The sequence below is a fragment of the Paraburkholderia sp. BR10872 genome (assembly GCF_040965835.1).
Taxonomy (GTDB): Bacteria; Pseudomonadota; Gammaproteobacteria; order Burkholderiales; family Burkholderiaceae; genus Paraburkholderia; species Paraburkholderia nodosa_A.
In genome coordinates this window covers 144,989-169,793 of sequence record NZ_JBFRCN010000001.1, presented here as the reverse complement: position 1 = coordinate 169,793, position 24,805 = coordinate 144,989, and the positions used below count along the sequence as shown (strand labels likewise).

General features: G+C 63.7%; 26 protein-coding genes. 10 read left to right on the top strand and 16 right to left on the bottom strand.

Annotation, left to right across the window (positions count from 1 at the left end):
- Positions 1-30: 30 nt before the first annotated feature.
- The 3 genes from AB4Y43_RS00820 to AB4Y43_RS00810 form a co-directional block, all read right to left on the bottom strand.
- Positions 31-1,017 carry an MDR family oxidoreductase gene (locus AB4Y43_RS00820; protein WP_368726734.1) on the bottom strand — a complete coding sequence of 329 codons (987 nt, stop codon included), beginning with the start codon at positions 1,015-1,017 and terminating at the stop codon, positions 31-33.
- 85 nt (positions 1,018-1,102) lie between these two features.
- The gene (locus AB4Y43_RS00815) at positions 1,103-2,281 is read right to left on the bottom strand and encodes an MFS transporter (RefSeq protein ID WP_368726733.1); all 1,179 of its coding nucleotides are present in this window, start codon (positions 2,279-2,281) and stop codon (positions 1,103-1,105) included.
- Positions 2,282-2,364: 83 nt separating this feature from the next.
- On the bottom strand, positions 2,365-2,991 hold the full coding sequence (locus tag AB4Y43_RS00810) for an isochorismatase family cysteine hydrolase (RefSeq protein ID WP_368726732.1): 627 nt from the start codon (positions 2,989-2,991) through the stop codon (positions 2,365-2,367).
- Between the two features lie 341 nt (positions 2,992-3,332).
- On the opposite strand from AB4Y43_RS00810, the gene AB4Y43_RS00805 reads away from it, so the two are divergent.
- Positions 3,333-3,623, top strand: a complete 291-nt coding sequence (locus AB4Y43_RS00805) for a hypothetical protein (RefSeq protein WP_342947299.1) — start codon at positions 3,333-3,335, stop codon at positions 3,621-3,623.
- Between the two features lie 99 nt (positions 3,624-3,722).
- A complete protein-coding gene (locus AB4Y43_RS00800; RefSeq protein WP_342947300.1) occupies positions 3,723-4,295 on the top strand; it encodes a hypothetical protein in 573 nt (190 codons plus the stop codon).
- Positions 4,296-4,692: 397 nt separating this feature from the next.
- On the opposite strand, the gene AB4Y43_RS00795 is transcribed toward AB4Y43_RS00800, so the two are convergent.
- The 6 genes from AB4Y43_RS00795 to AB4Y43_RS00770 form a co-directional block, all read right to left on the bottom strand.
- Positions 4,693-6,771 (bottom strand): NAD(P)/FAD-dependent oxidoreductase, encoded by a 2,079-nt coding sequence (locus AB4Y43_RS00795; RefSeq protein ID WP_368726731.1) that lies wholly within the window; start codon positions 6,769-6,771, stop codon positions 4,693-4,695.
- A 52-nt stretch (positions 6,772-6,823) separates the two neighbouring features.
- Positions 6,824-7,465: a DUF1109 domain-containing protein gene (locus AB4Y43_RS00790; protein WP_368602221.1), complete on the bottom strand. Its 642-nt coding sequence runs from the start codon at positions 7,463-7,465 to the stop codon at positions 6,824-6,826.
- The gene (locus tag AB4Y43_RS00785) at positions 7,462-7,965 is read right to left on the bottom strand and encodes a DoxX family protein (protein ID WP_083245397.1); all 504 of its coding nucleotides are present in this window, start codon (positions 7,963-7,965) and stop codon (positions 7,462-7,464) included. Before AB4Y43_RS00785 ends, AB4Y43_RS00790 begins: the two co-directional genes overlap by 4 nt.
- 5 nt (positions 7,966-7,970) lie before the next feature.
- Positions 7,971-8,750 (bottom strand): putative DNA-binding domain-containing protein, encoded by a 780-nt coding sequence (locus tag AB4Y43_RS00780; RefSeq protein WP_368726730.1) that lies wholly within the window; start codon positions 8,748-8,750, stop codon positions 7,971-7,973.
- Positions 8,740-9,633 carry a DUF692 domain-containing protein gene (locus tag AB4Y43_RS00775; RefSeq protein ID WP_368726914.1) on the bottom strand — a complete coding sequence of 298 codons (894 nt, stop codon included), beginning with the start codon at positions 9,631-9,633 and terminating at the stop codon, positions 8,740-8,742. Before AB4Y43_RS00775 ends, AB4Y43_RS00780 begins: the two co-directional genes overlap by 11 nt.
- 79 nt (positions 9,634-9,712) lie before the next feature.
- Positions 9,713-10,024: a DUF2282 domain-containing protein gene (locus tag AB4Y43_RS00770; protein WP_069266451.1), complete on the bottom strand. Its 312-nt coding sequence runs from the start codon at positions 10,022-10,024 to the stop codon at positions 9,713-9,715.
- A 493-nt stretch (positions 10,025-10,517) separates the two neighbouring features.
- On the opposite strand from AB4Y43_RS00770, the gene AB4Y43_RS00765 reads away from it, so the two are divergent.
- Together AB4Y43_RS00765 and AB4Y43_RS00760 are read left to right on the top strand one after the other, a co-directional pair.
- Complete coding sequence (locus tag AB4Y43_RS00765) at positions 10,518-11,714, top strand: NnrS family protein (RefSeq protein WP_368726729.1); 1,197 nt, start codon at positions 10,518-10,520, stop codon at positions 11,712-11,714.
- 97 nt (positions 11,715-11,811) lie between these two features.
- Complete coding sequence (locus tag AB4Y43_RS00760; RefSeq protein WP_368726728.1) at positions 11,812-12,336, top strand: heme-binding protein; 525 nt, start codon at positions 11,812-11,814, stop codon at positions 12,334-12,336.
- 27 nt (positions 12,337-12,363) lie between these two features.
- On the opposite strand, the gene AB4Y43_RS00755 is transcribed toward AB4Y43_RS00760, so the two are convergent.
- Positions 12,364-13,014, bottom strand: a complete 651-nt coding sequence (locus tag AB4Y43_RS00755) for a FadR/GntR family transcriptional regulator (protein WP_368602226.1) — start codon at positions 13,012-13,014, stop codon at positions 12,364-12,366.
- A 212-nt stretch (positions 13,015-13,226) separates the two neighbouring features.
- Between AB4Y43_RS00755 and AB4Y43_RS00750 the strand changes: the two genes are divergently transcribed.
- From AB4Y43_RS00750 to AB4Y43_RS00735, 4 genes are read left to right on the top strand one after another with little or no spacing between them, the layout of a single operon-like run.
- Complete coding sequence (locus AB4Y43_RS00750) at positions 13,227-15,011, top strand: gamma-glutamyltransferase family protein (RefSeq protein WP_368726727.1); 1,785 nt, start codon at positions 13,227-13,229, stop codon at positions 15,009-15,011.
- A gap of 33 nt (positions 15,012-15,044) precedes the next feature.
- Positions 15,045-16,457 carry an MFS transporter gene (locus tag AB4Y43_RS00745; protein ID WP_368726726.1) on the top strand — a complete coding sequence of 471 codons (1,413 nt, stop codon included), beginning with the start codon at positions 15,045-15,047 and terminating at the stop codon, positions 16,455-16,457.
- A gap of 30 nt (positions 16,458-16,487) precedes the next feature.
- Complete coding sequence (locus AB4Y43_RS00740) at positions 16,488-17,039, top strand: GAF domain-containing protein (RefSeq protein WP_368726725.1); 552 nt, start codon at positions 16,488-16,490, stop codon at positions 17,037-17,039.
- A gap of 17 nt (positions 17,040-17,056) precedes the next feature.
- Positions 17,057-18,349, top strand: a complete 1,293-nt coding sequence (locus AB4Y43_RS00735; RefSeq protein ID WP_368726724.1) for an MFS transporter — start codon at positions 17,057-17,059, stop codon at positions 18,347-18,349.
- Positions 18,350-18,500: 151 nt separating this feature from the next.
- Here AB4Y43_RS00735 and AB4Y43_RS00730 read toward each other — a convergent pair whose 3' ends face one another.
- The 3 genes from AB4Y43_RS00730 to AB4Y43_RS00720 are packed head-to-tail and all read right to left on the bottom strand — an operon-like array spanning position 18,501 to position 20,474.
- Positions 18,501-19,010: a DUF1697 domain-containing protein gene (locus tag AB4Y43_RS00730; protein WP_069266458.1), complete on the bottom strand. Its 510-nt coding sequence runs from the start codon at positions 19,008-19,010 to the stop codon at positions 18,501-18,503.
- A 23-nt stretch (positions 19,011-19,033) separates the two neighbouring features.
- Complete coding sequence (locus tag AB4Y43_RS00725) at positions 19,034-19,783, bottom strand: Pr6Pr family membrane protein (RefSeq protein WP_368602229.1); 750 nt, start codon at positions 19,781-19,783, stop codon at positions 19,034-19,036.
- Between the two features lie 58 nt (positions 19,784-19,841).
- Positions 19,842-20,474: a TetR/AcrR family transcriptional regulator gene (locus tag AB4Y43_RS00720; RefSeq protein WP_368726723.1), complete on the bottom strand. Its 633-nt coding sequence runs from the start codon at positions 20,472-20,474 to the stop codon at positions 19,842-19,844.
- 265 nt (positions 20,475-20,739) lie between these two features.
- Here AB4Y43_RS00720 and AB4Y43_RS00715 point away from each other — a divergent pair, with 265 nt between their 5' ends.
- Positions 20,740-21,051, top strand: a complete 312-nt coding sequence (locus AB4Y43_RS00715) for a hypothetical protein (protein WP_368726722.1) — start codon at positions 20,740-20,742, stop codon at positions 21,049-21,051.
- 175 nt (positions 21,052-21,226) lie between these two features.
- Here the strand turns inward: AB4Y43_RS00715 and AB4Y43_RS00710 are convergent, their stop codons facing one another.
- The 3 genes from AB4Y43_RS00710 to AB4Y43_RS00700 form a co-directional block, all read right to left on the bottom strand.
- Entirely contained in the window at positions 21,227-21,619 is a 393-nt protein-coding gene (locus tag AB4Y43_RS00710) for a hypothetical protein (RefSeq protein WP_368726721.1), read from the bottom strand.
- A 336-nt stretch (positions 21,620-21,955) separates the two neighbouring features.
- Positions 21,956-22,357 carry an SRPBCC family protein gene (locus tag AB4Y43_RS00705; RefSeq protein ID WP_368685236.1) on the bottom strand — a complete coding sequence of 134 codons (402 nt, stop codon included), beginning with the start codon at positions 22,355-22,357 and terminating at the stop codon, positions 21,956-21,958.
- 113 nt (positions 22,358-22,470) lie between these two features.
- The gene (locus tag AB4Y43_RS00700; RefSeq protein ID WP_342947315.1) at positions 22,471-23,559 is read right to left on the bottom strand and encodes a DMT family transporter; all 1,089 of its coding nucleotides are present in this window, start codon (positions 23,557-23,559) and stop codon (positions 22,471-22,473) included.
- 298 nt (positions 23,560-23,857) lie between these two features.
- Here AB4Y43_RS00700 and AB4Y43_RS00695 point away from each other — a divergent pair, with 298 nt between their 5' ends.
- Entirely contained in the window at positions 23,858-24,796 is a 939-nt protein-coding gene (locus tag AB4Y43_RS00695) for a D-ribose ABC transporter substrate-binding protein (protein ID WP_069266464.1), read from the top strand.
- Positions 24,797-24,805 lie beyond the last annotated feature (9 nt).

Below are 24,805 nucleotides of genomic sequence, written 5' to 3'. Positions count from 1 at the left end.
CGGTATCACGGGTGTTGCGGGGGGAAGCGTCTACGCATTGACGTCTACGACTGTGCGACCCTGAATCTTGCCTTCCAGTATCTGGCCCGCGACTGCAGGAACGTCGGCGAGCCCGATCACATTCGTCGCGCGGCCGAGTTTGCTCAAATCGAGGTCGCGCGCAAGCCGCGCCCAGGCATCGATGCGTACGGACTGAGGAGCATTGACAGAATCGATGCCCGCGAGGGTCACGTTGCGTCGGATGAAGGGCAGGACCGAACCGGGGAGACCCGAGCCCTGCGCCAGGCCGCAGGCGGCGACGACGCCCCGGTACTGAGTCTGGGCCAGGACGTTTGCCAGCGTGTGATGTCCAACGGAATCCACGGCACCCGCCCAACGTTCGCTGGCGACCGGCGTACCTGGCTCCGAGAGCGTTCGTCGGTCGATAACTTCCGCGGCGCCGAGGCTGCGTAGATAGTCGGCCTCCGCGGGGCGGCCGGTTGATGCGACGACGCGATACCCGAGGCCCGACAGGATGGCAATGGCGATCGAGCCGACGCCTCCATTGGCACCTGTGACGAGGACGTCGCCGCGTTGTGGCGAGAGGCCGCCATGTTCGAGTGCCAACACGGCAAGCATGGCCGTGTATCCGGCCGTGCCGATAGCCATCGCGTCGCGCGTGGAGAACACCTCTGGAAGCTTAACGAGCCACTCGCCCTTCACGCGCGCCTTTTGCGCGAATCCGCCGTGATGATCCTGGCTGAGCTCCCAGCCGTTGAGGACGACACGGTCGCCGACGGAGATGCCGGGATACGTGGATGCCTCGACGGTGCCAGCCAGGTCGATGCCCGCGACCAACGGAAACTCGCGGATGATCTCCGCGCGCCCAGAGATGGCGAGTGCGTCCTTGAAGTTCACTGTCGAATATTCGACCGCAACGGTAACGTCTCCGGGCATGAGGTCTTGCTCGCGCATATTGACGATGCGCGTCGAGATCACGTCACGCGGTTTCGTCGCGAGTAGTGCTTTGAAGGTCATTCGATTCTCCTGAGCAAATTGATTCCCGATGGCTCGAGCTATTGAGCCGTTGTCAAACGGAGAGTGATGTTTTCAGGTGGCCGGGTCATGCGTGCCCGTCAGCAACGGCTGAACTGGATCGTGCGTATGCGAGCGTATTGACCACTACGGCGGCGAGCGAGAGCAAGGCGCCGATCGCGGCGAGGCCGATCCAGGCAGCGTGCAGGGCACCTGCGCCTCCGAGTGCCGCACCGACTGCGCCACCGAGAAAGTACGAAACCATGAAAACGGTGTTCAGGCGGCCGCGGGCTTCGGGCCGCAGTGCATAGATCCGCGCCTGGTTGGCAATGAAGCTCGCGCGATTGCCCAGATCCAGCAACACCATCCCGACGATCAACCACACCAGGCTGCGTGCGCCCGCTGCGACAAATGCAAACGCGATGGCGACCGTGAGTGCGCCTGCGGTTGCAACATGGCGCGCGCCGACGCGATCGACGATCGCGCCCAGTCGTGGCGATACCGAAAGACCGACAAGGCCGATCAGCCCAAATGCTCCGATCGCGGCCGGGCCGTAATGGTAGGGCGCTCGTGCGAGTAGTACCGCGAGCGTTGCCCAGAGCGCGCTGAATGCGGCGAACACAAGAAACCCCATCGTTGCCGAGAGGCGTAGTAGCTGTTCCTTGCGAACGAGGCGAGCGAGCGAGTGCATCAACTCGCGATAGCGGATCGCCGCGAGCGCATTCGACACGGGCAGTTCCCTGATGACAATCAGAAGGCCAATGTCGATGACGGAAGCGATCACGAATATCGATCGCCAGCCCCACAGCGCGCCGACGACGCCACTCAGCGTGCGCGCCAGCAGGACGCCAGAGGAGAGCCCACCCAGCAGGGAACCGACCACGCGTCCTCGCGTCTCGGGCGTCGCCATGCCCGCGACTGCCGGGATGATGATTTGCGCGGAGATTGATGTCATTCCAACGAGGAAGCTGCATAGTGCCAGCGCGGAGAAGGACGGTGCCGCCACGCAGGCGAGCAGTGCCACTGCGTTCGCGATAATCGCTCGCGTAGCGAGTTTGCGCGGTTGGACACCGTCGGCGAGCGGGACGAAGAGCAGTAGTCCCATCGCATAGCCGAGCTGGGTAAGGGTGGCGATGAGGCTCCCACGCGCCGACGACACAGCGAAGGTCGATGCGATCTGCGGCAGCAGCGGCTGATGGTAGTAGATCGGCGAGACCGCGAGCGCGCAGCAAAGTGCCATCAGAAAGACCTGGCGCGGGGAGATCATGGGTGCCTTCGCTAAGGTAGGGGCGGAATTGCGCGGAATTCGCGGTATCGACGGAGTCGGACGAATTACAGAGCAAGGCGTGATCAGGCTTTGGGCAATGCGTCGAGGAACTCGCAGGTGCTCACGATACTGTGTGCGTAGGTCGGCCCGTTCAGCTCATGCGCCGCGTGCATCGCTTCCCACTTGAGAGCGGCCGTTGCGTCCTTCACGAGCGTCACGTGGTAACCAAGCTCCGTTGCATATCGCGCCGTAGCCTCTATGCAGGTGTTGGCCAGCAGGCCGACGATCACCACGTGCGTGATGCGACGCTGCGTGAGCTGGAAGTCGAGATCCGTATTGGCAAAACCACTGGAGCCCCAGTGTTCGAGCGCCACGACGTCACCTCGTTGCGGCGTGAAGTCAGGGTGCCATTCGCCGCCCCACTCGCCCTTCGCGAAGTGATGACCGTCCATGATCTTGCGCTGGCTCGGGCTCGGATGACACCAGCACTGATAGTCGCCAGGCTGCCACCGCCGGTGCGGTACATAGACTACCTGGACGCCGGCATCGCGGACGGCTCCGTTGATACGTCGCAGATTCTCCAGCAGTTCGACTTCTTCAGCGACATCCTTGACGAAGGGCCAGACTTTGCCTCCTTCGGAGAGGAAGTCGTTAAAGGGGTCGACGAACAGCAGTGCGGTTGATCTGGCCTCGTAGGCGACGCGGCTCATTGCATTTCTCCGGAAGGGGTTCATACCAGAACGCTGACTTGAAACAGCTCGCCCTCTCATCCGGACGCGCGTGCGACTTGCGACGCCGGTACGGCCGGAGATGAGGACTCTCTGTTTCGGCATTGTATATATGAAAAACATAGCGTCAAGTTAGGCATAAATCCCATTTCATGTGTACGGGATTGCGCAGCGTTTTTGTTGAATATGACCGGTTTACACTCGAGATAAAATATTGCTACTATGAAAATCATATGTACAATTCTGAGGCAGCAAGCCCGGAAGTTGTTCGTATCGTTCGTACGAAGCCCACCTGATCGCAGTGCCATACCCTGGAGAGCAACATGCAATACCTCGTGATGATTTCCCGTTCCGAAAACGCATCTTCCATGTCCCCTCATAATGAAGAGGTCGAGGCGGAGGCCGAGTTTGTCCGCCGTCTTTACGCCTCCGGAATAGTTCGGCAGGTATGGCTGAGGGCAGAAGGGGGAGCCTGCATGATTTCGGAAGCAGATGACGAAGACGGCCTGAGACAACTCCTCGGCGAACTTCCTTTGGTCAAGACCGGCTATCTTGCGCCGCCACAGATCAGCCGATTGCGCTCGTATTCGGGGTTTGGTCCGCGTAGTCTCTGAGCCACTTCAGTTCTCACGCCTGTACGGGCCGGCCAATCGGTGGAGATGGCGACTCTCACATCATGTCGTCAAGCTGACAATCATCCTGGAACGATCTCAATGACACGCTGGAAGCTATTCGGTATGCTAACTATCGTCGTTGCGCTGTTCGCCACGGTGTCCTCTGCAATAGCGCCGGACCGCGTGGCATCGCTGCAATACGCGATACGAGCAACGGCTCGCACGTCCTTTATCCTGTTTCTGGCGGTCTTCCTGGCCACATCGTTTGCGCGACTCGTCCCGTCGGCGCTAACCCGCGCGCTGGTCAGGGAGCGGCGGTTTATCGGATTGTCGTTCGCCGCCTCGCAATTTTTTCACGCAACGGCGCTCATTATCTACATCAGGACAGCGCCCGAGGCATTCTGGGTGGGGCGTACGCCCGCGACAAACATACCGGGCTCCATCGGCTATTTGATGATTCTGTTGCTGACGGTCACATCGTTCGCAATGCCGGCGCGTCTGATCGGTCCGGCCAACTGGAAGAAGCTGCATCTCGCGGGCGTATGGGTACTAGCCGTCATTTTCACGGCTTCCTTCCTCACCCGAGTCCATCAACATGCCGCTTATCTCGTTCCCGGCATGGTCATGGTTGTCGCGATGTTGCTACGCATGGCCGAGCGGTTCGAAGCGTGAGGTCAGGGATTCGCTGCACCTGGAGGACGGCCTCCCGCGCAATCCATTCAGGCTGGCGCAGCAGTCGAAACTCGCGATCCTGGAACGCGCATCAAGGAGGCCCCATATCCGAGCGCGACACCGTTCGCAAGGTGTGCAAATCGCAACGCTCCATCACATTGCGTTATTTGGCCGCTGGCTACGACTTGCGCGGTTGAGAAGCGAGGTTGGATTCGTCATGGCAGTCCGTTACCTCTATAGGAACAGACGATTCAATCGTCGCAAGGACGCTCCGGCGAATGGCTCCTTCTGGCCGCCTACGGCCTAACCCATATGCTGCCCGCAAGCCACCCTCAACCGTCACTCGACCCAGTGACGCTTTGATTGCCAGTTGCCTGAGGTGGGCGCACAGCGGATATCAACTCGACGGTCTGTCGGAAGCCGGATCGGTAATGAGTCGCGTGCTGCGTCGGTAGGTGACATAGGCCCAGAGCCAATCCAGCATGACCTTCACCCTGTTCGGCCCTCCGGTGAGAAACGCGATATGTGCGGCGCCCCAGAACCACCACGCTGGCGCACCCCACATGCGGATGGGGCCGATTTCTGCCACCGCGGCCTGACGCCCGATCGTTGCCAGGCTGCCGAAATGCTTGTATCGAAACGGCGGAGGCGGACGGCGACCCGCAAGCTGTGCGTCGATCACGCGCGCTGCATATCTTCCCTGCTGTTTGGCGGCAGGCGCCAACCCCGGCACCGCTGCTCCGTTCCAGCCCAGACTCGCAGCGGCGTCGCCAATCGCATAGATGCCTTCTGCGGCCGGAACGGAGAGATCGTCGTTCACCTTGATTCGTCCGGACGCGTCCTCTGGCTGGTTTAGCCATCTGGCGACCGGAGACGCTGCCACTCCGGCAGCCCACAAGATGGTTCGGGATGCAATGCGATCCTTGCCGAGGTCGGCGCCCTCCTGATCGACGCCCAGCACCCTGGTATCGAGGTAGATCGTGACCCCCAGCTTGCGAAGGGAACGTTCCGCGGCGGCAGACAGGGAAGGCGGGAACGTCGGCAGAACGCGAGGGCCGGCATGAACAAGAATGACGCGCGCGGTCGACGGATCGATCGTGCGATATTCCTGATCCATCCCGTGGTGCGCCAGTTCCGCGATGGCGCCGGCCAGTTCGATGCCCGTCGGTCCTCCGCCGACGATGATGAACGTCAGCCACGCGGCACGGGCTGCTTCGTCGGCGGCCGTTTCCGCTTCTTCAAATGCCCGCAGCAGACGGCTCCTGATCGAGGTCGCGTCCTCGATGCTCTTGAGCCCGGGCGCGTAAGGCGCCCAGTGATCGTTGCCGAAGTAACTGTGACGCGCGCCGGTCGCGAGTACGAGATAGTCGAATTTGAGGCTGGCTGCGCCGATCAGCACTTCGCGGGCGGCGGTGTCGATGCCTGTGACGCTTCCCAGACGGACCTGGACATTTCGCTGGCCACGAAAGAGGCTCCGGATCGGCGTCGCGATTTCGCCGGGCGACAACGCTGCTGTCGCGATCTGATAGAGCAGCGGTTGAAACAGATGATGATTCCGCTGGTCGATGAGGGTGATCCGGCAGCGCGAATTGCGCAGGCCGCGAACGGTCTCGATCCCGCCGAAGCCGCCGCCGACCACCACGACATGCGGACACTCGTCCAGCGTGCCTTCTTCTTTGTCCGGGCGGTCGAGCACCCAGCGGGCGAGCCAATGATCCACCGAGATGGCGCCGGGCCCCGTGGCGACAAACATAAGCAGCAGGAGAAGCATGGCCAGCCGGTCGTCCATGGACATGGCGATGCCAGCGAGTGGAACCATGGCGGCATAGATGAACATCGCCGGCCGCGTCATGCAGCCGAAGGCGATGCAGAATGCGAGCAGCGCAGCGACCCATGAGGGGTAGGCGAACAGTGCCGCAAGACCTTGATGGGCAGCCCGCCCGAATAGGGTAGGCGTCAATGCGGAAGCGAGACTGAGCGACGCCGCGATGCCTGCGCGCGAGACGAGCAGGAGCACAGGTGACACATATCGCTCGATCAGCTCATAGCATTTGCTGACCTGTCGGGCCGGCCCAAGTGGCGCCCACGCCAGGCCTCGCGCCAACATCGCGTCGAGGGAGAATGTTCCCGGACCCAGCACGACCAGCCAGGCGAGCAAAACAAGCGTTGTGCCGTCCGGGCCGAGGGCGATCGATCCGTAGCCGCCAACGAGCAACGCAAGCGCGATGGGCCGGGTCAGCAGGCCAGCAGTGAGCAGGAGCGGCACGATACCGTGCAGCGCTGCCTCCACGCTGGACGGCGCATGCAATCCCGCAGCGGTTGAGCCGCTGTGATTGCCTTGCGCCATGGTCATGATCTGATGCACGAGCACGACCTGCCCAAACCAGACGCGAGTGGCAAGAAGCAGCCACGGCATGCAAAGCGCACGTAGTTTGGGCGCGAAGCGGATCAGCGGTTTGAAGGCGTTCCAGAACATACGGCACCCTTTCGAACGATCCATCACGGCGCATGCGGCGTCGACGCGAATCTCACCAGCGCAGACAATGCGGCGCGACGGCCGAGCCGACTGCAGTCGTGATGACGATGGCGAGCACGTACCAGACTCCCCAGAACGGGACCGCCATCTCCGAGCAATACAGCGAGTAGACGAGCAAGCCCTGCGCGCCTGCCAGCAGACCCGCGCCTGCGCCGGCCAGGGCGAGGCGCGTCGGCGCGAGCTGCTTCATCGCGCGCAATATCGCAGCGAGCGAGGGCAGCGAGAGCAGCACGACGTTCGCCGTCGCCGTGCGCCATGTCGTGCCGAGCATCAACTCGAGCCGGTAGCCCGGCGGCGTCGCCAGCAGAACGCTGCCGGCGGCGAGCAGCATGGAGGCCACCGGCAGTGCCGCCGCGAGCCCCGCGAGCCTGAGGTGCGCGCCGGGGCGGCCCAGCCGCTCGGCGAGCGCCACGGCCGCGGCGATGATCGCGAGCGGGAACGCGAGGCGCACCCAGAACATCGTCGTGAGGATCAGCTCGGGCATGTCGCTGCGCACGCCGTACAGCGCAACCAGCAGGGCCGCGCTACCGGCGAGGCCGTGCAGCAGTGCGCGCGTTAGCCGCCTTGGGCCGGCGTTGCGCTCGATGGGCGACACGTCGCTCGCGAGCCGGGTGACCAGCTCTCGCGTTTTCATGACCGGTACGCGCGGTCTCCGAGCAGGTAGTCGATCGATATCACGCCGGGGCCCCAGGCGGCGATGCCGAGCGCCATGGCGGCCCACGTGATGTGGATCGGCCAGCCGTCCGGCACCGTCAGCTCGATGATGCAGGTCATCAGCAGCAATCCTGCGGCCGCGAAGCGCGTGCCGAACCCGAGCACGAGCAGCACCGGGAAACCGACCTCGCCGCACGCGGAGAGGAACGCGAAGAGGGCCGGCGCGGGAAACGGATACGGACCGCCGGGCAGATGGAGCTTGAATTCGTCGGTGAAGAGATCGATGGCCGTGTCGTTGAGCTGCAGGAACCCGTGCCACTTGAGGATGCCCGATTTCCAGAAAGGCACCGCAAGCGCAATGCGCAGCACGAGCTGCACGAACGACGGTTGTGCGAGCCGTTCGATGAAGCGCCGGGCGCACCCGATCGCGTGCGCGACGTTGCCCGCGAAAGACGGTCTGGAGTCCTGTCGAGTTTGCATGATGGTTACGCTCCTGGTTGAACGGCGGCGAACACGCCGGCCGAAATCATTGCGGCCAGGCTGGCCGGCAGGTCAAAGGCGGCGCTCTCCTCGAAGGCTGCCTGCGCGGCGGCGCCGAGCGGCATGCCCTCGATGAGTGCGAGCAGAAACGCAGCGCCGCCCGCGGGCAGGCGCGAGACAATCACGTCGTAATCGGGCCGCGTGACGAGCGCGTCTTCCGCATCGCTCGAATGCAGCGGGGTGACGGGGCCGGGCGTCCGGTTCATCGCGAAGATCGCGGCGGCCGGGTAGCGCGAGCGCACGATGCGAGTAGCCGGATGCGGGACAAAGCGCAGTTGCGCTAGCGAATCCGCATCGACGCCCGCGAATGCGTCGGCCGCAAGCGGTGTGGCGTCCCCGGCGTGGTAGGCGTCGAGCCACGCGCGCTCGATGCGTGCCGTATCCGCAAGCCACGGCATGTCACGCGCGTACTCCCAGGTTTCGATGAACGACGAAAAATCGCGTCCGTACTCGAACAGGAGCGGCGAAGCCGGTGGCGTAGCGCGCACGTGACAGCGCGCCATCGCGCGGAAGAACTCGACGCCCGTGATGCGCTGCACGGCGGGATAGATCGCGGCCAGCGCATCGATGAGGCTGACCGTGACGTTGTTGCGATAGACGTTGTAGCGCTTCACGACGCCCTTGCCGTGCGCCGCCACGACACCAGTCGGTGCGGCGAGGTCGGGGTTCGTCAGTCCCGGCGCGAAGGCCGTCGCGTAGTCGCTCGCGGATGGCTCAGGCTTCATGGCTGGCACGCTCCATGAGGTATGTATCGGACTCCGATGTATTGTTGCGAAAAAATTCGGAAGCGATGCGCCGTACCGCCAATGCTTGTGCGCGCAGTTCGGGCCACGCAGGCAACTGGCTGTCCCATTCCACCAGTGTCGGTATGGGCCCGGTGCGTGCGATCACGTCGCGGTAGAGCGCCCAGACCGGATCGGCGACGGCGCGGTCGTGGCTGTCGATGAGCAGTGGCGCATGATCGTCGTCGTGCTGCTCGCTGTAGCCGGCCAGGTGAATCTCGCCGACGTATTCGAGAGGAAAGTCCGCGAGGTACGCGTGTGCCGGATAACCGTGATTGGTCGCTGAAACGAAAACGTTGTTGACGTCGAGCAGCAGCCCGCAGCCCGTGCGCTGCGCGACCGCACGGATGAATTCCGTTTCGCTCATCGTCGACGAGGCGAATGCCACGTACGTCGACGGATTCTCGAGCAGCATCGGACGTCCAATGGCTGCCTGCATCTGATCGATGTGAGCGCAGACCTTATCGAGTGTCGCCTTCGTGTAAGGCAGTGGCAGCAGATCGTTGAAGAACGTGCCGCCGTGCGAAGACCACGCGAGGTGTTCGGAAACGAGTGCGGGTTCGTAGCGCGCGACCAGCTCGCCAAAGCGCGCGAGATGGCCGGCGTCGAGCCGGTCCGGTCCGCCGATCGACATGCACACGCCATGCAGCGAGACCGGATAGCGCTCGCGGATCGCGCTCAATGCGCGGTGCGGCGGACCGCCTGCGCCCATATAGTTCTCGGCGTGCACCTCGAAGAAGCCGTCCTGCAGACCGTCTTCGAGAATCGCCGCGAGATGCTCACGCTTGTAGCTGGTGCCTGCTAGCGCAGCCGCGCCGGGCGCCATGCGAAGGGGACGGCCGGACCGCGCCGCTGATTGCATGGGAGTGCTCATGACCGTCCCCTCTCTTTCGTGGTCGTAGCGATCAGGACTTGATCGGCGTGAGCGAGCCGTGGCCACCGCCTGGCACGACGATGCTCGCGCAGGTGCCACCCTGAACGAACTTCCACGAGTTGCCCTGGAAGTCGACCGTCGAGGTTCCCTGACAGGTCGTGCCGGGACCGGCGGCGCAGTCGTTTTGCCCCTTCAGCGCGACGCCGAAGCACTTCTCCTTGTGCGCGGCGACGGCGGCGTTCATCTCTTCCTTCGTGAGCGGTGCGGCATGTGCGACTGAAGCCAGCAGGCTGGCAACGGCGCCTGCAAGCAGGGCGGAACTAACAGTGGTCTTTGCGGACATGGACGTTCTCCAGTGATTGAGATTTGAGGTATCCGTCGCGGATACACCAGCTAATTCGCGCGATGCAGTGGGCCGGTTACAGCGATCGATTTATTTTTGCGCGAAGCTTCGAAGGAGGGGGAGAGCAAAACCCTTTCAAGCTCTGCCAAGCTTTATCGCGCAAAAAAAAAGCACTTCAGCTTGTAACCGGGATGCGCAATCGCCGAATCGGGTGGGATGACCTGATCCCGGTCGACGTTTTAGGGCGAAGGCGTTCAGCGAGTAACAAAAATGGGAGACGACCACCCAGGCTGTCTTTGAGGAGGGAATGGGGGCGCGACATTACACCGCTCTTTCAGATTTTCATGTCGATTGTCCACGCCCGACGCCGGGTTTCGGGTTTTTCCGCTGACTTTTCAATCGCTTTTGTGCCGCACCATTCAATTTCCCAGCGGCAATTCTCAGCCAGTCCATATAAGATGCATTGAATATGAATGTATTTGCGAGAGCGATCATGACCGCCTTTCGGATCGAAGAACCCACCCCCGCGGCCCGCGGCGGTTTCGCGCTGTGGGCGCTCGGCTTCCGGCCGTTCTACCTTGGTGGCGCGCTCTTTGGCGGCGCGGCGCTGCTGGCCTGGATGGCCGCGTATGCCGGCCATCCGTTGCCGGGTCTCAGTTCCTACCTGCCTGGCATGTTCTGGCACGCGCACGAGATGATTTTCGGCTTCGGCGCGGCGATCGTGGCGGGTTTTCTGCTGACCGCCGTGCGCGCGTGGACGTCGATCACGCCGGCGCAGGGCAAGTCGCTGGCGGCGCTGTGGCTGTTGTGGCTCGCGGGGCGCATCACCGTCGCTTACGCACCGTCCGGCGTCGCCGCCGTGGTCGACAGCCTCTTTCTCCCCGCATGCGCGCTCGTGCTGCTGCGCGTGCTCATCGGCGCCAGGAACAGCCACAACATCTTCTTGCCGGTCGCGCTCGGCATGCTCGCCGCGCTGAATGTGGTGTTCCATCTTTCGATGCTGGCGGGCCGCGCGGACTGGGCGCTGCACAGCGCGTATCTCGCCGTGGGCATGCTGGTGCTGTTCATCACGATCATCGGCGGGCGCATCATCCCGTCGTTCACGGCCAATGCCGTGCCCCGTTACGCGGCACAACGCTGGAACGCGGTCGAGCGCGCGGTGACGCCGCTCAGCGCGCTGGCGTTCGTGCTCGACGCCGCGCTCGGCTCCGGCGTGCTCGTTGCGATCGCCGCGCTCGCGGCGGCGTGCGCACAAGGTACGCGAATCTGGGGTTGGCGTTCGTGGCGCGTCGGCAACCGGCCGATCCTGACTATCCTGCACATCGCCTATGCCTGGATCCCCGTCGGCTTTGTGCTGCTCGCGCTCGCAGCAATGGGTTCGGTCGCGCATACGCTCGCCATTCACGCGTTCACGGTGGGCGCTATCGGCTGCGCGATCATGGCGATGATCACACGCACGGCGCGCGGACACACGGGTCGCAAACTGATGGCGGGCGGCTTCGATATCGCCTGTTATGTGTTGCTCGTGCTTGCCGCGCTGATTCGCGTGGCGGGACCCTCGCTCGCGCCGCAGTGGCTCGCGTTCTGGATCGAAGCGTCGGGTGCGTGCTGGGTCGTTGCGTTCGCAGCCTATTGTTATCGCTACGCAGGCTGGCTGGTGGCGCCGCGTGTCGATGGTAAGGAGGGCTGATTCATCGGCCTTGCACAAGGCGTATCGCGCGAGTATGTTGACTGGCAAGGGCTGCACGCGCGTAACGCCTTGGCCCGCCGATGAAGGAGGGTGTGCAATGCATCACTCTGTTCAGATCGCAGGCGCGGCCTGTCTCGTCTTTGTAACCTCTGTGCAGGCTCAAACGTCAGCTTCCGCACCGCCAGCGGCTGCCGTGCCCGAGCGCATGCCTTACGACATTCCTTACGGTTCGCCTATCGGGCTTGATGCAGCGAAGCATCTGCTTGGGCTTGCCGAAGCCGAGGCACGCAGGCATGACTGGAAAATGAACATCGCCGTGGTCGATCCGCATGGCGATCTCGTTGCCTTCGAGCGTATGGATGGCGCGCAATACGCCTCTGTCGAGGTTTCGCAGAACAAGGCGCGCACGTCCGCACGCTTTCGCCGCGAGACCCGCGTTTTCTATAACCAGTTCGAGAGCGGTCATGCCTACGTTGCCACGCTCGTGCCGGACCTCGTGGCTTCGCCCGGCGGCTTTCCGCTCGTCGAGGACGGCAAGGTGATCGGCGCGATCGGCTGCAGCGGCGGCACGGGCGAACAGGATGCCGTCACGTGCAAGGCGGCGGCTTCCACCGTGAAGTAAGCGCGCGGAACGCCGTAGCTTCTTCCGTCAATGCGGCGAGCCGTACCCCTGGACCTTCAGCAGATGCTCGCGCATGCAACGCGCGGCGGTTTCGCCGTCGCGCGCGAGAATTGCCTCGACGATGGCCTGGTGCTGCTGTGCGAAATGATGGCGCGTGGCCTGATCCGTGGTCTTTTCACGTTGGGTAGGCTTGACCCGCATGCCGTTGATCACTTCCATCAGGGCAATGATCGCGGGATTGCGCGAGGCCTGTGCGATCAGCAGATGAAAGCGCTGGTCCCATAGTTGCCACTCCTCATCGTTTTTTGCCGTCGCGTTCCGTTTCGCGCACTTCTCCAGTTCAGCCAGATCCTCGGGCGTGGCCTTGGCGGCGGCAAGCCCAGCTAATGCCGGCTCGAACATGAGGCGCATTTCCGCGATGTCGGCCGGGCTCGTACGCGAGCGCAGGCCGCGCAGCGTGGGCGCGAACTTCAGCGGCCGCGCGCCCAGATACGTGCCGCGGCCCACGCCGCGCCAGATCCGGCCCGATGCCTCCAGCGAGGCGAGCGCCGTGCGCAGTTCGCGGCGGCTCACGCCGAGGTCCTCGGCGAGCTTGCGTTCGGGAGGCAACGCGTCGCCGTCTTTCAAGCGGTGCTGTGCGATGTAGGCAAGCAGACTGTCGAGCACGGACCTTTCCATGATGTAGCGTGAACCAATTTTAATTGGTTTGATTCTATCAGTTGTGCTGCGCCGCGCAACCGTGCGCTCGTAATCCACGGTACTCCGTAGATGTACAGGGTTAACACGGGGTGCAGCCAAAAATCTTCCTTCGTATGCTGATCGTGAAGGGTTTTGGAACCAATATCGAAAGGTTCGACTACAGGCCGAACCTTTCACCCAGGGAGTGGAAGATGTCGTTTACAACGCGTCCGGAGCTGATCGGAACCTTCGGGATGGTGGCGTCCACGCATTGGCTCGCCAGCGCGTCGGCGATGGCGGTGCTCGAGAAGGGCGGTAACGCGTTCGATGCGGCTGCTGCTGCCGGCTTCGTGCTGCAGATCGTCGAGCCGCATCTCAACGGCCCCGGCGGCGAGTTGCCCGTCGTGTTCTACAGCGCAAGGGAAGACCGTGTGCGCGTGCTGTGCGGCCAGGGAGTGACGCCGGCGACCATGAGGATCGAACGCATGCGCGCGCTCGGGCTCGAAGTCGTGCCGGGCACCGGCCTGCTGCCCGCCGTGGTGCCCGGCGCGTTCGGCGCATGGATGATGATGCTGCGCGACTACGGGCAACTGCCGCTCGAAGACGTGCTGAGCTACGCGATCGGCTACGCGGAGAACGGCTATCCGGTGCTGCCGCGCATGTGCGCGTCGATTCTCGCGATCAAGGACTTTTTCCTCAGCGAATGGACGACCTCCGCCGAGCAATGGCTGCGCGCCGGCGACGCCCCCGCGCCGAACGCGTTGTTCGCCAATCCCGCCATTGCCGCCACGTACCGCCGCATCCTGCGGGAGGCGAGCGCGAAAAGCGACCGCGCGGAGCAGTGCGAACTCGCGCGCTCGGCGTTCTACCGCGGCTTCGTGGCCGACGCGATCGACCAGTATTTCCGCTCGACCGACGTGCTCGACACCTCCGGTCTTCGCAATCGCGGCCTGCTCGATGCGGACGATCTCGCACGCTGGGAGCCCACCTACGAGGAAGCGCTCTCGTACGACTACGCGGGCCTGCGCGTGCACAAGACAGGACCGTGGGGCCAGGGGCCGATGTTCCTGCAACAACTCGCGCTGCTCAAGGGCTTCGATCTGGACGCGATGGATCCGTTCGGTGCGGATTTCGTGCACACGGTCATCGAAACGTCGAAGCTCGCGTTTGCCGACCGCGACGTGTTCTATGGCGACCCGCACTTTGCCGACGTGCCGATGCAAACGCTGCTGAGCGACGCGTACAACGACGCGCGCCGCCGTCTCGTCGATCCGCACAAGGCCTCGTTCGAATTCCGCCCCGGGCCGCTTCTCGACAGCGAAGCGCGCGCGGCGCGCATCCTCGCCAACGCAGGGCGCCAGCAGCCGGGCGGCTGCGGGCAGGGCGAGCCGACGTTCGCACCGCTGCCCGAATTGCGCGGCGATACCGTTCATCTCGACGTGGTCGATCGCTGGGGCAACATGGTCTCGGCCACGCCGTCGGGCGGCTGGCTGCAGGCGTCGCCCGCGGTCCCCGGCCTCGGTTTCAACATCACCACGCGCGCGCAGATGTTCTGGATGGAAGAGGGCTTGCCTTCGTCGCTCGGGCCGGGCCGGCGTCCACGCACGACACTCTCGCCCACGCTCGTCACGCGCGAGGGCAAGCCCTATGCGGCGTTCGGCACGCCGGGCGGCGATCAGCAGGATCAATGGTCGATGCAGCTGTTCTTGCGGCACGTGCATGCGGGCATGAACCTGCAGGCCGCCGTGGATGCCCCCTCGTTCCAGACCGCGCATTTCCCCGGCTCGTTTTATCCGCGCTCGATGCAGCTCGGCAAGATGTCGGCCGAGTCGCGCTTTCCCGAAGCCACGCTCGCCGAATTGCGCGCACGCGGCCACGATCTCACGGTGGCCGAGCCATGGGGGCTCGGGCGCGTGTGCGCGGTGGGCGTGCGCAACGGACTCATGCGCGGCGCGGCCACGCCGCGCCAGATGCAGGCCTATGCGATCGGCCGCTGAACACGCGCCACGCTCAACCGGAACCGACTCACCATGTCCACCGTCGCCGCCCGACTCGAACGACTGCCGCTCGCGGGCTTCCATCGCAAACTGCTGTTGATCGGCGGGCTCGGCTATATGTTCGACGGGCTGGACTCTTCGTCGCTCGCCTTTTTGCTGCCGGTCGTGAGCAAGCTATGGCATTTGACGAGCGCCGAAACGGGACTCGTCGCCAGCAGCACGTATATCGGCTATTTTTTCGGCGCGTTTCTCTCGGGCGTGCTGGCCGACCTGATTGGCCGCCGCCGCATCATGATGAGCGCGCTAGCCATCTACTGCGCCGCATCCATGGCGAGCGCCACGGCGCACGACTGGCATACGTTTTTCGCGCTGCGCATGCTCGCGGGGTTTGGTTCGGGCGCAGAAACGGTCGTCATCGCACCGTTCCTAGCGGAATTCGTGCCGCGACGCTATCGCGGCATGTTCTGCGGCGCGCTCGTCGGATTCATGTCGTTCGGATATCTAAGCTCGTCGATTCTTGGCTATACCGTCGTGCGCAATTTCGCGGACGGCTGGCGCTATCTCGCCGTGCTGACCTCGCTGCCGGTCGTGATGCTGCTCTGGTGGCGCAGGACGTTGCCAGAGTCGCCGCGCTGGCTCGAAAGCCGCGGACGCTCCGCCGAAGCCGACAGCATCGTGCGGGCGATCGAGTCGGGCTACGAGCAGGAGGGCATTGCGCTGGCGCCGCTCGGCTCGGTGGGCACGATTCCCGCCGCCGCGCAGGGCAGCGGCAGTGCGCTGCAGAACGTGTTGACGCTGTTTTCGCACCGGCTCGTGGGCACGACGGCGGTGAGCTGGCTGATGTGGTTCTCCGTGGCCTTCGCGTATTACTCGTTCTTCTCGTGGATTCCTAGCCTGCTCGTCAAAGAAGGCCTAACGCTCACCAGGAGCTTCGGCTATTCGATTGCCATCTACGGTGCGCAGATTCCTGGCTATTTCTCGGCGGCGTGGCTCAATGAGCGGATCGGGCGCAAGGGCGTCGTGGCCTCCTACATGACGCTTGGCGGGCTCGCCGCGATTGCGCTGGCTTTCTCGCATACGGGCGTGCAGATCACGGTGGCGGGCGTGTGCCTCTCGTTCTTCATGAATGGCGCTTTTGCGGGCGTCTATGCCTATACGCCGGAGGTATTCCCGACGGCCGTACGCACGACCGGCACGGGATCTTCGTCTTCGTTCGGTCGCATCGGCTCGGTAAGCGCGCCCATTCTGGTGGGTCTCGTGTATCCGGCGTTCGGCTTCTTCGGCGTGTTCGCCATGACGACCGCCGTGCTGCTGGCGGGCGCTTGCGTCGTGTATTTCCTCGGCATCGAAACCCGCAATCGCTCGCTCGAAGACATCGAGGCGAGCGGCGCGCAGGCGGAGTTCGATGCGCACAAGCCGCTTGCCCGCGACGGGCTGCGAGGCTGAGCACGCGCCACTCTCACTCTCGTACGCCCCATGCAAACGCCCCTTTCCCTCGCGAACGAACCCTACGCACTCCAACGCGAACTTGCCGCGCTCGCGCGCCTTTCGCACGTCATTCGCCAGCCCGGGCAACCGGACGCGATTTTCCGCGAAGTGTGCGCCGTCGCCGCCGAAGCCATCGGCTTTCGCCTCTTCACGATCATGGCCTACGACGCCAGGAACCAGGAGGTGGAGCGCATGTTCACGAACATGCCCGACGTCTACCCGCCGGGCGGACGCAAGCGGAAAAGCGGCACGCCCTGGGCGCAGCGCATTCTTTCGGATCTCGAACCGTTTCGCGCCACGACGCCAGAGGGCCTGCGCGAAGCCTTCGACGATCACGCGGTAATGACGGCGATGGGGCTAGGCTCGATACTGAACATACCGGTTGCCTATGACGGCCGCTGCGTCGGGACGATGAACCTCACGCACGTGGAGGGCTGGTACACCGCGCAACATGAAGAAACGGGCCTGCTGCTCGGCGCGTTTCTCGCGCCCGCGCTCGTCGCAGATGGCATGTCTTTTGCGGCCCATGCAAGTCTCTGAACGCAGGACCCTTGTCGATGAACACAACGACATCCACCGGAACCGCCAATCGCTGGCTACTCGTCTTCGCGCTCGGCTATCTCGCGCTGCTCGTCGACGGTGCCGACGTCATGATGTACGGCCTCACGCTTTCGCGTATCAAGAGTGAATTCGGCTTGACCAATGTCGAGGCGGGTGCGCTCGGCAGCCTGACGCTGCTCGGCATGGCGATTGGCGGCATTCTTGGCGGCTGGGCGAGCGACTCGCTCGGGCGCGTGCGCGTGGTGGTCTGGGCGATGGTGCTGTTCTCGGTGGGCGCGGGGCTGCTCGGTTTCACGCACAGCTTCCTGGAATTCGCGGTCGTGCGCTTCATCAGCTCGATGGGCATTGGCTGCATGGTGCTGGTGAGTACGCTCGTGGCCGAATACGTACCCATGGCGCGACGCTCGCTGATACTCGGCGTGCTCCAAACGGCGATCTCCGCAGGCTATATCACAGTGATCGCGCTCAGCACGTGGATCCTGCCGCATTACGGCTGGCGCACGTTGTTTTATGTGGCGGCGGCGCCCGTGCTGCTCGCGTTGGCGATTCACTTCTTCGTGCCCGAGCCGCCGAGCTGGCGCATGAGCGAGGCCGCGGCTCGCCCGAGCGGCCGCCGCTGGCACGACAACCGCTACGCGTTGATTTTCGCGGACCGCGAGGCACGCAGGATGTTCATTTTCTGGTCGCTCGCGTCCGTGTTTGCGCTTTCAGGGTTCTATGGCTTGAACAACTGGTTGCCCACGTATCTGGAAAGCGAATTGCATATCAAATTCAGCTCGATGACGGGGTATATGACCGCGACGTGGGTTGTGGCGTTCATCGGCAAGATCGTGGCGGGCTGGCTGGGTGACATCTGGAGCCGGCGCGGCGTGTATGTGCTGGGCTGTATCGGTGCTGCTGTCTTTCTTCCCGTGATCGTGCTGTTCCATACCCGCGAGAACATTGCGTGGCTGATGCTCGTATTCGGTTTTCTCTACGGCGTGCCGCTGGGCACGATCGGGACTTTCATGTCGGAGAGCTTCGAAACGCGCATTCGCGGCACGGCGGTGGGCGGCTCGTATAACGTGGGACGCTTCTGTTCGGGCGCGGCGCCTATTGTGATCGGCTATATCGCTACGCAGTTTTCGATCGGCATGGGTTTTCTTGTGGTCGGCGCGGTGTTTTTCCTGAGCGGCGTGATGGCGCTGTTCATCCCGGACCGCCTGCACGATACGAGCGAAGGCGATCCGGCGCAGGCGAGTGGGGAGGCTCGGCAGGGGACGTTGACGCCGGCGACTGGAAAAGGGTGACGCGTAGTGGGACACACATTGTATCGACTGCGATGCGTCGCTGCATTTACGCTACGCTAACACCGGCCTGAAAAAACTCCGCTCGTAACTCACGATACAACGCTCTTTTGGTCGTTGAAGTAGGGGCTTGGGCCGTGCTTAAAAGGGCAGCCTACGCTTGCGCCATCTCCAGAAGCTTCGCCACGGTATTCATGTTGCGCGCGGTTCCGGCCTTCGCCGCAGCGATCCTGAGCTTCGAGCGCCCGATACCGTCCTTGTAAAACACGTAGATTTCGCGCTCGCCCAGCTGGAATTCTTCCGCCTGCTGACCGCTCACGTTGTCGAACGCGTCCGAGGGCGGCGGCGTGTCGAGAAAGATCGCGACAGTGCGATCAGGCGCGCCAGCGGGAAAGGGGTTGTCATGCAATACGGCGGCCAATTCGGCAGCCGTACGCACCACCACGCCGACGGGTTTGCCTGCATAAGCCTCGAGGCTCTGCTCGAGCTTCTTTTTCACCGATGCTTCGGCCAGCCGGCTCTCGAACACCACGTTGCCGCTCGCGATATAGGTACGCACTTGCGCGAACCCGAGCGCTTCGCACATGCCGCGAAGTTCTGGCATGGGAAGCTTGCCGGTTCCGCCGACATTCACGGCGCGTAGCAGGGCGATATAGACGGGCATGGGTTCGATCGGGAAGCCAGGAGTTAGTCAGGGCGCCGCAAGTCGGTGACGGCGAGGGCCTCGTTTGCGACGACGGCAGGGCGCCTGCGTGCGTTGATCGTCACGAAGACCGTCATCAGCACCATGAAGGCGGCAAGCAGCAAGGCGCTGTTGACGAGCACATGTGCATAGCCGAGCTGAGCGACGTCGATGAATGGATAGGGGTAGAAGTCAGTCTCGCTGCCGCGCCAGAAGGTGACGGCAAGGTAGCCCAGCGGATAGACGAGCCAGGCGAGGCGGTCGCGAGCAGTCAGGGTGAAGCGCGGCACGAACAGGAGCCAATACGCGGCGCATAGCAGCGGGATCAGGCTATGCAGGCTCTCGTTGAGCAGCGCGCGATAACCGTGCGGCGTCCAGAGATGCCGCAGCAGCAGATTATAAGCAATGCCAACGAAGACGATATACACCGTAACCGCGCTCACGCTGCCCGGAGCGCGGAGCAAGCGTGCCGGCCACGTGCGCACGCGCAGTGCGATGCAGGTGAAGGTGAGCGCAACGAGCAGCACCGTGAGATTGGTGAGGTAGGCCGAAAGCCTGCCGATGGCCTCGAACGTGTCGAAACCGCGCAGCACCATGCGCTGGATCGTAATGTCGGTTTGCGCGGCGAGCGCCCCCCACGCGAGCAGCGCGATCACAGCCGCCAATGCGGTGGCGTAGAGGCCTGGGGGCTGCGCCTGCGCCGTGTCGGCAAGCGGCACGGCAGCCGCGCGTGTGGATAGCGGTGGTTCGGACATGCAGCGATGGTAGCGCACAAAGATCATGCGCGCCTGAAGCCGCTTTTCCCGGTTGCGGCTATTTGCCGTCGGCGCGCTCCGCAGCCGCAACGAGATACAGGCGCACGAGATCGCGCAGTTCGGCCATCAGCACGGCGCGCGCCGATGGTTCTTCGTTGGCGATGCTGGCGACGCCCTTGAGCATGTGAATCAGCACGATCGCCATGACTTTTGCCTTGGCCGGCTTCAGATGCGCGATCGCGCGGCTCAGGATGTCGGCAACGCCGCCGCGCATCGCTTCGCGAAAGCGCCTGCGATGGTCGTCGCTGCCGCTGCGGGCGTCGACGAGTGCAACGGCAAAGCTGCGTTGCGATTGCAACAGCAGCATGAAATCGACGAGCGCATCGGCGACGGCCGCGAGCGTCATCTCCGGAACCTGTTGCTCCAGTTCGGCGAGTCCGTTCTTCGCCTGTTGGGCGTAACGCAGCAACAGTGCTTCGGCCAGCGCCTCCTTGGTCGGGAAGAAGCGGTACAGCGAACCGATCGCCGTCGACGCGCGCGCCGCAATTTCGGTCATGGTGGCGGCGTCGTAACCCTTCTCCGTGAAAACGGCGACAGCGGCGTCCTGGATCGCGGCCACGCGCTGGCGGCCCCTTTCGCGTTTGGGCTCGATGCCGCGAGCGGCTTGCGCAACGGGTGTGGATGACGTCATGGCGTTATCTTCAAATGCGAGGATATGAGAGGAATTCCTCGCATATTAGCACGCGGGATGCCTTTGTCGGCCAGACGCAAGAACACGCCGACATGAAAGGGTGCGTCCCGACCGCTCGCCGGTCAATTGACTTATGAGAGGCTACCCACTACCATGATTTGCGAGGCTGTCCTCGCATTTCGGCGCGGCGGCGATCGCCGCCGTTGCCGCCCGCCGTTGCCGCCATCACGCTGCCCCTTCCCGTTTGAACGTTCGAGGTTATGACATGCCGTACGTGTGGCTCTTTTTCGCTGGCGCGTTCTTTTGCAACGCGATTCCACATCTGGCTTCCGGCCTGCAGGGGCTGCCTTTTCCCACGCCCTTCGCCCGTCCCCGAGGGCGGGGCGACTCGTCGCCCATCGTGAACGTGGTTTGGGGCTTCGTGAATATCGCGATCGCAATCGCGCTGGGCGCTGGACGTCTCGAGCAACCTGCAACGCGCGAGGACGTCGCGGCGCTGCTCGCGGGCGCGCTCTTCATCGGGCTTTTTCTTGCGTTCCATTTCGGCGCGGTTCAGCGGGAGAAGCGCGCCGATTGAGGTCGAAACAGGCCGCGGCAAGATCGTGAAAAAAGCAGTTGCGCAGATTAGGGGAAAACCCTATACTTAACCCGTCTCCTCCATGTCTCCTCCTGATATGGATTCAGCCCGCTCTCTCAGCGGGCTTTTTCTTTTCTGGCGCCAATTCGCTCAGGCCGCCAGCCATCCTCGCCAGTCATTCCTTTACGAACACAAATTCGCATTTGCGTGCGGTCGTGCGCGAGCCGCTGCCTGAAGTCGCGTCGAACTGCGCGCTGACCTCATACGAATAGGGCGCTCGATTGTTGGCGTGCGGCGATGTGGCAGTCAGGCCCTGGGCGACGAGTGTGGCAGAACCGTCCGGTTCGAGCTTGCCGTCCAGCGTGAGCCAGCCACTCGCGTCCCGTTCGCCGTGTTCTCCGTGGAGGACGTTTTGCTGGATTTCGACGGGGAATTGATATCGGTAAGCCGGTGTGTCGCCGGCGCCCTTGGGGCACGTGAGCGTCACGTTCCAGTCGCCGTCGAAGGTGCCGGCGGCGTGTGCCGCGGGCGTTCCAGCAAGGCCAGCGCAGACGACGATGCAGCGCACGGCCAACGTTAACTTACCTACCCGCATTGCGGCTCCCGGTGTCGACTCATCTGGCACTATTCTGACCGCAATTGGCGTGCCGGTATGGGCGCCGTCGCACAGTGTGTTTCGCGGCAGCTCGGCGCCTGGATTGTGCCTTTTGTCAGTCCGGCTGCGCCTCATTTGCGCAACTAACTGTCAAGCCCGGCAACCGCAATCGAATTTGGCCCGCGCGCCCGCAAAAGAATCCGACCATTGACATGAGCGACACCGGCCTCCAGGACGCGCGGCGCAGAAGCGCGGGCGGGCGTGCTGCGTCTTTTCAGACAGTAGACGACTTCCGCCCGGCCGCCACCCTCAACTCCGGGCCAGATTGCGCTGGAGCGCCGCGCAGCCCGCATCCGTGAGCGGCTCGACCATCTGGATCCGCTCGTCGGGCTTGAAGTCGCTGATCCAGACCACGCGGCAACGTTGGGGCGAATCGGATGAGTCCGGCATCACCTGAAGCGTCGCGTGATGATGCTCGAAGCGTCCGCCGCACACGGTGTAGGCGAGGCGCATGCGGGCATCGTCGACGCCGATCACGCGTTCCTCGATCACGGTGCCGTCGACGAACGTCACCCATCGCACGTCGTTTTCCATGCGCGCATCGGTCAGCACGCCGGCGAACACGCGGTCGACGTTGGCGGGATCGCGCAGCGCGGCCCAGACATCTTGCGCCGAGGCTTCAACGGGAACGTCCCGGTAGACAGTAGCCATCGCACTTGTCTCCTTCGTTTTGTGTGACGAGTGCATCGTGCGCGTGCCACGCGCGGCGGTCCTGGGAAATCTTGACGTCGTTTGCGAGGGAAGCACCGCGACGCGTGCCGCCCTCAATGCGCGTGCCGATGGTGCACGTCGGGATAGTGCGCGTGACTATGCGTGATCGGCGCGTGACGGTGCGCATGCGTGTGCGGCTCCGAGCCGTCCCACGCGAAATCGTGCTCGTGCTGATGGTGTTCGTCGTGCCGGTGCGCGTGGGTGTGCTCGAGGGGTTCGTGCGTATGCGGGTGGTCGTGACGTTCGCGCACGTGCAGCCATACGCCGAACGCCATCAACGCGAGCGCGAGCCAGAAGGCGAGCGCCGGGCGCTCCGGCCACAGCAGCAGTGACAGCGCCACGCCGAAGAGCGGCGCCACGGAGAAATAGGCGCCGGTGCGCGCCGTCCCGAGATGGCGCAGCGAGACGACGAAGAGCACGAGGCTCACGCCATAGCCCGCGAAACCCACGGCCATGGCGCCGCTGACCGCCGGCCAGGCGGGCCAGTGCGCGCCCGCGGCGAGCGCAATGCCGATATTCACCGGCCCGGCCACGAGCCCCTTGGTGCAGGCCACGACCATCGCGTCGTTGGTGGAGACCTTGCGGGTGAGGTTGTTGTCGATGGCCCAGCACAGGCACGCGAGCGCGACGAGCAGCGCGCCGGGCGCGATGCCGGACACGGCGCCGGCATGCGCGCCGGGCCACGAGAGCAGCACGCCGCCCGCCACGATCGCCAGCATGCCTAGCGCGATCTGCGCGTCGAAGTTTTCGCGAAAACAGACCCAGGCGATGAGCGCCGTCAGCACGCCTTCGAGGTTCAGCAGCAGCGCGCTCGTGGCGGCGGGCGTGGTGTTCAGGCCGAGCATGAGCAGGGCGGGCGCCGCCACGCCGCCCGCGGCGATCGCACCGGCAAGCCATGGCAACTCGGCCAGGCGCAACGGGTCCTGTGCGGGCTCCTGCGTGGCGGCTGAGTGGCTGCGGCGCGCCGACAAGCGGCGTAACACCAGGACGGCCGCGAGCCCCGAGCCGCTGCCGAGATAGAAGAGTCCCGCGAGCATGAACGGCGACACGCTGCCGAGCAGCGCCTTGGCGAGCGGGGTGGTGATGCCGAACAGGGCGGCCGCGAGGAGCGCCGTGAAGATGGTATGCCGATGGGACTTCATTGCAGGCCGGAAGCAGGAAGTGGAATAAAAAGCGTAGAAGGCGCGCGATGGGCGCGCAAGCGGGCCGCGCGCCGAGCGGGCCCTGGACCCATCAATCTTTAACCTGGGCAGGAGATAAGTGCCGATTCTGCCACTTGTGCGAGATGAGAGAAAACCCTGGATCTAAAAACATAGCGGAGTTCCTGCCTACTGGTATGATGACATCATGACGGCATAAGTGATGAGTGTTGAAAGGCAACCACGACCGTCAGCTGGTTGTAGTCAGACAAAGGCGTTTAACCAGACAGGAGGCAGCATCATGAAGGCACCCAGGCGTTGGCTTGCGTCGACGTTGATGTCATTTGCGGTTCTCGGCACGGCGGGCGTCGCGCAAGCGGCCAATCTCATCGCCATCATCACCCCCTCTCACGACAATCCCTTCTTCAAGGCGGAAGCCGACACGGCGAACGCGCGCGCCAAGGCGCTCGGCTACGACACCATCGTGCTGGTCCACGACGACGACGCCAATAAGCAATCACAACTCATCGACACCGCCATCGCCCGCGGGGCGAAGGCGATCATTCTCGACAACGCCGGCTCGGAGGCGTCCATCGCCGCAGTCAAGAAGGCGAAGGACGCAAAAATTCCCGCGTTCCTGATCGATCGTGAAATCAACGCGACTGGCATCGCGATCTCACAGATTGTTTCGAATAACTACCAGGGTGCGCAGCTCGGCGCGCGCGCCTTCGTCAAGGCGATGGGCGAGAAAGGCAACTACGTGGAGCTCGTCGGCCGCGAGGCGGATATCAATGCCGGCATCCGCTCGAAGGGCTATCACGATGTGATCGACCAGTTTTCGAACATGAAGATGGTCGAGCGTCAATCGGCGAACTGGAGTCAGACTGAAGCCTATTCGGTAATGGAATCGATCCTGCAGAGTCACCCCGACATCAAGGGCGTGATAGCCGGCAACGACACCATGGCGATGGGCGCAACAGCCGCGTTGAAAGCTGCGAAGCGCAACGACATCATCGTGGTGGGCTTCGACGGCAGCAATGATGTGCGTGACGCGATCAAGCGTGGCGAGATCCGCGCGACGGTGTTGCAGCCAGCGGCCGAAGCGGCCAACGACGCGGTCGATCAGGCCGACAAGTATCTGAAGACCGGCGCGACGGGCAAACCCGAAAAGCAGCTCATCAACTGCTCGCTCATCACGAAGACGAACGCCAGCAAGCTCGACATGTTCGCCTTGCGTTAAGGCGTGCAT

Coding starts and splice junctions, on each gene's coding strand:
- AB4Y43_RS00765 (WP_368726729.1), top strand. CDS start 10,518: ATGACCGCCTTTCGGATCGAAGAACCCACCCCCGCGGCCCGCGGCGGT.
- AB4Y43_RS00820 (WP_368726734.1), bottom strand. CDS start 1,017: ATGACCTTCAAAGCACTACTCGCGACGAAACCGCGTGACGTGATCTCG.
- AB4Y43_RS00785 (WP_083245397.1), bottom strand. CDS start 7,965: ATGCAAACTCGACAGGACTCCAGACCGTCTTTCGCGGGCAACGTCGCG.
- AB4Y43_RS00770 (WP_069266451.1), bottom strand. CDS start 10,024: ATGTCCGCAAAGACCACTGTTAGTTCCGCCCTGCTTGCAGGCGCCGTT.
- AB4Y43_RS00775 (WP_368726914.1), bottom strand. CDS start 9,633: ATGGCGCCCGGCGCGGCTGCGCTAGCAGGCACCAGCTACAAGCGTGAG.
- AB4Y43_RS00725 (WP_368602229.1), bottom strand. CDS start 19,783: ATGTCCGAACCACCGCTATCCACACGCGCGGCTGCCGTGCCGCTTGCC.
- AB4Y43_RS00800 (WP_342947300.1), top strand. CDS start 3,723: ATGACACGCTGGAAGCTATTCGGTATGCTAACTATCGTCGTTGCGCTG.
- AB4Y43_RS00740 (WP_368726725.1), top strand. CDS start 16,488: ATGCAAACGCCCCTTTCCCTCGCGAACGAACCCTACGCACTCCAACGC.
- AB4Y43_RS00810 (WP_368726732.1), bottom strand. CDS start 2,991: ATGAGCCGCGTCGCCTACGAGGCCAGATCAACCGCACTGCTGTTCGTC.
- AB4Y43_RS00720 (WP_368726723.1), bottom strand. CDS start 20,474: ATGACGTCATCCACACCCGTTGCGCAAGCCGCTCGCGGCATCGAGCCC.
- AB4Y43_RS00745 (WP_368726726.1), top strand. CDS start 15,045: ATGTCCACCGTCGCCGCCCGACTCGAACGACTGCCGCTCGCGGGCTTC.
- AB4Y43_RS00790 (WP_368602221.1), bottom strand. CDS start 7,465: ATGAAAACGCGAGAGCTGGTCACCCGGCTCGCGAGCGACGTGTCGCCC.
- AB4Y43_RS00795 (WP_368726731.1), bottom strand. CDS start 6,771: ATGTTCTGGAACGCCTTCAAACCGCTGATCCGCTTCGCGCCCAAACTA.
- AB4Y43_RS00735 (WP_368726724.1), top strand. CDS start 17,057: ATGAACACAACGACATCCACCGGAACCGCCAATCGCTGGCTACTCGTC.
- AB4Y43_RS00695 (WP_069266464.1), top strand. CDS start 23,858: ATGAAGGCACCCAGGCGTTGGCTTGCGTCGACGTTGATGTCATTTGCG.
- AB4Y43_RS00755 (WP_368602226.1), bottom strand. CDS start 13,014: ATGGAAAGGTCCGTGCTCGACAGTCTGCTTGCCTACATCGCACAGCAC.
- AB4Y43_RS00705 (WP_368685236.1), bottom strand. CDS start 22,357: ATGGCTACTGTCTACCGGGACGTTCCCGTTGAAGCCTCGGCGCAAGAT.
- AB4Y43_RS00780 (WP_368726730.1), bottom strand. CDS start 8,750: ATGAAGCCTGAGCCATCCGCGAGCGACTACGCGACGGCCTTCGCGCCG.
- AB4Y43_RS00815 (WP_368726733.1), bottom strand. CDS start 2,281: ATGATCTCCCCGCGCCAGGTCTTTCTGATGGCACTTTGCTGCGCGCTC.
- AB4Y43_RS00750 (WP_368726727.1), top strand. CDS start 13,227: ATGTCGTTTACAACGCGTCCGGAGCTGATCGGAACCTTCGGGATGGTG.
- AB4Y43_RS00715 (WP_368726722.1), top strand. CDS start 20,740: ATGCCGTACGTGTGGCTCTTTTTCGCTGGCGCGTTCTTTTGCAACGCG.
- AB4Y43_RS00730 (WP_069266458.1), bottom strand. CDS start 19,010: ATGCCCGTCTATATCGCCCTGCTACGCGCCGTGAATGTCGGCGGAACC.
- AB4Y43_RS00700 (WP_342947315.1), bottom strand. CDS start 23,559: ATGAAGTCCCATCGGCATACCATCTTCACGGCGCTCCTCGCGGCCGCC.
- AB4Y43_RS00760 (WP_368726728.1), top strand. CDS start 11,812: ATGCATCACTCTGTTCAGATCGCAGGCGCGGCCTGTCTCGTCTTTGTA.
- AB4Y43_RS00805 (WP_342947299.1), top strand. CDS start 3,333: ATGCAATACCTCGTGATGATTTCCCGTTCCGAAAACGCATCTTCCATG.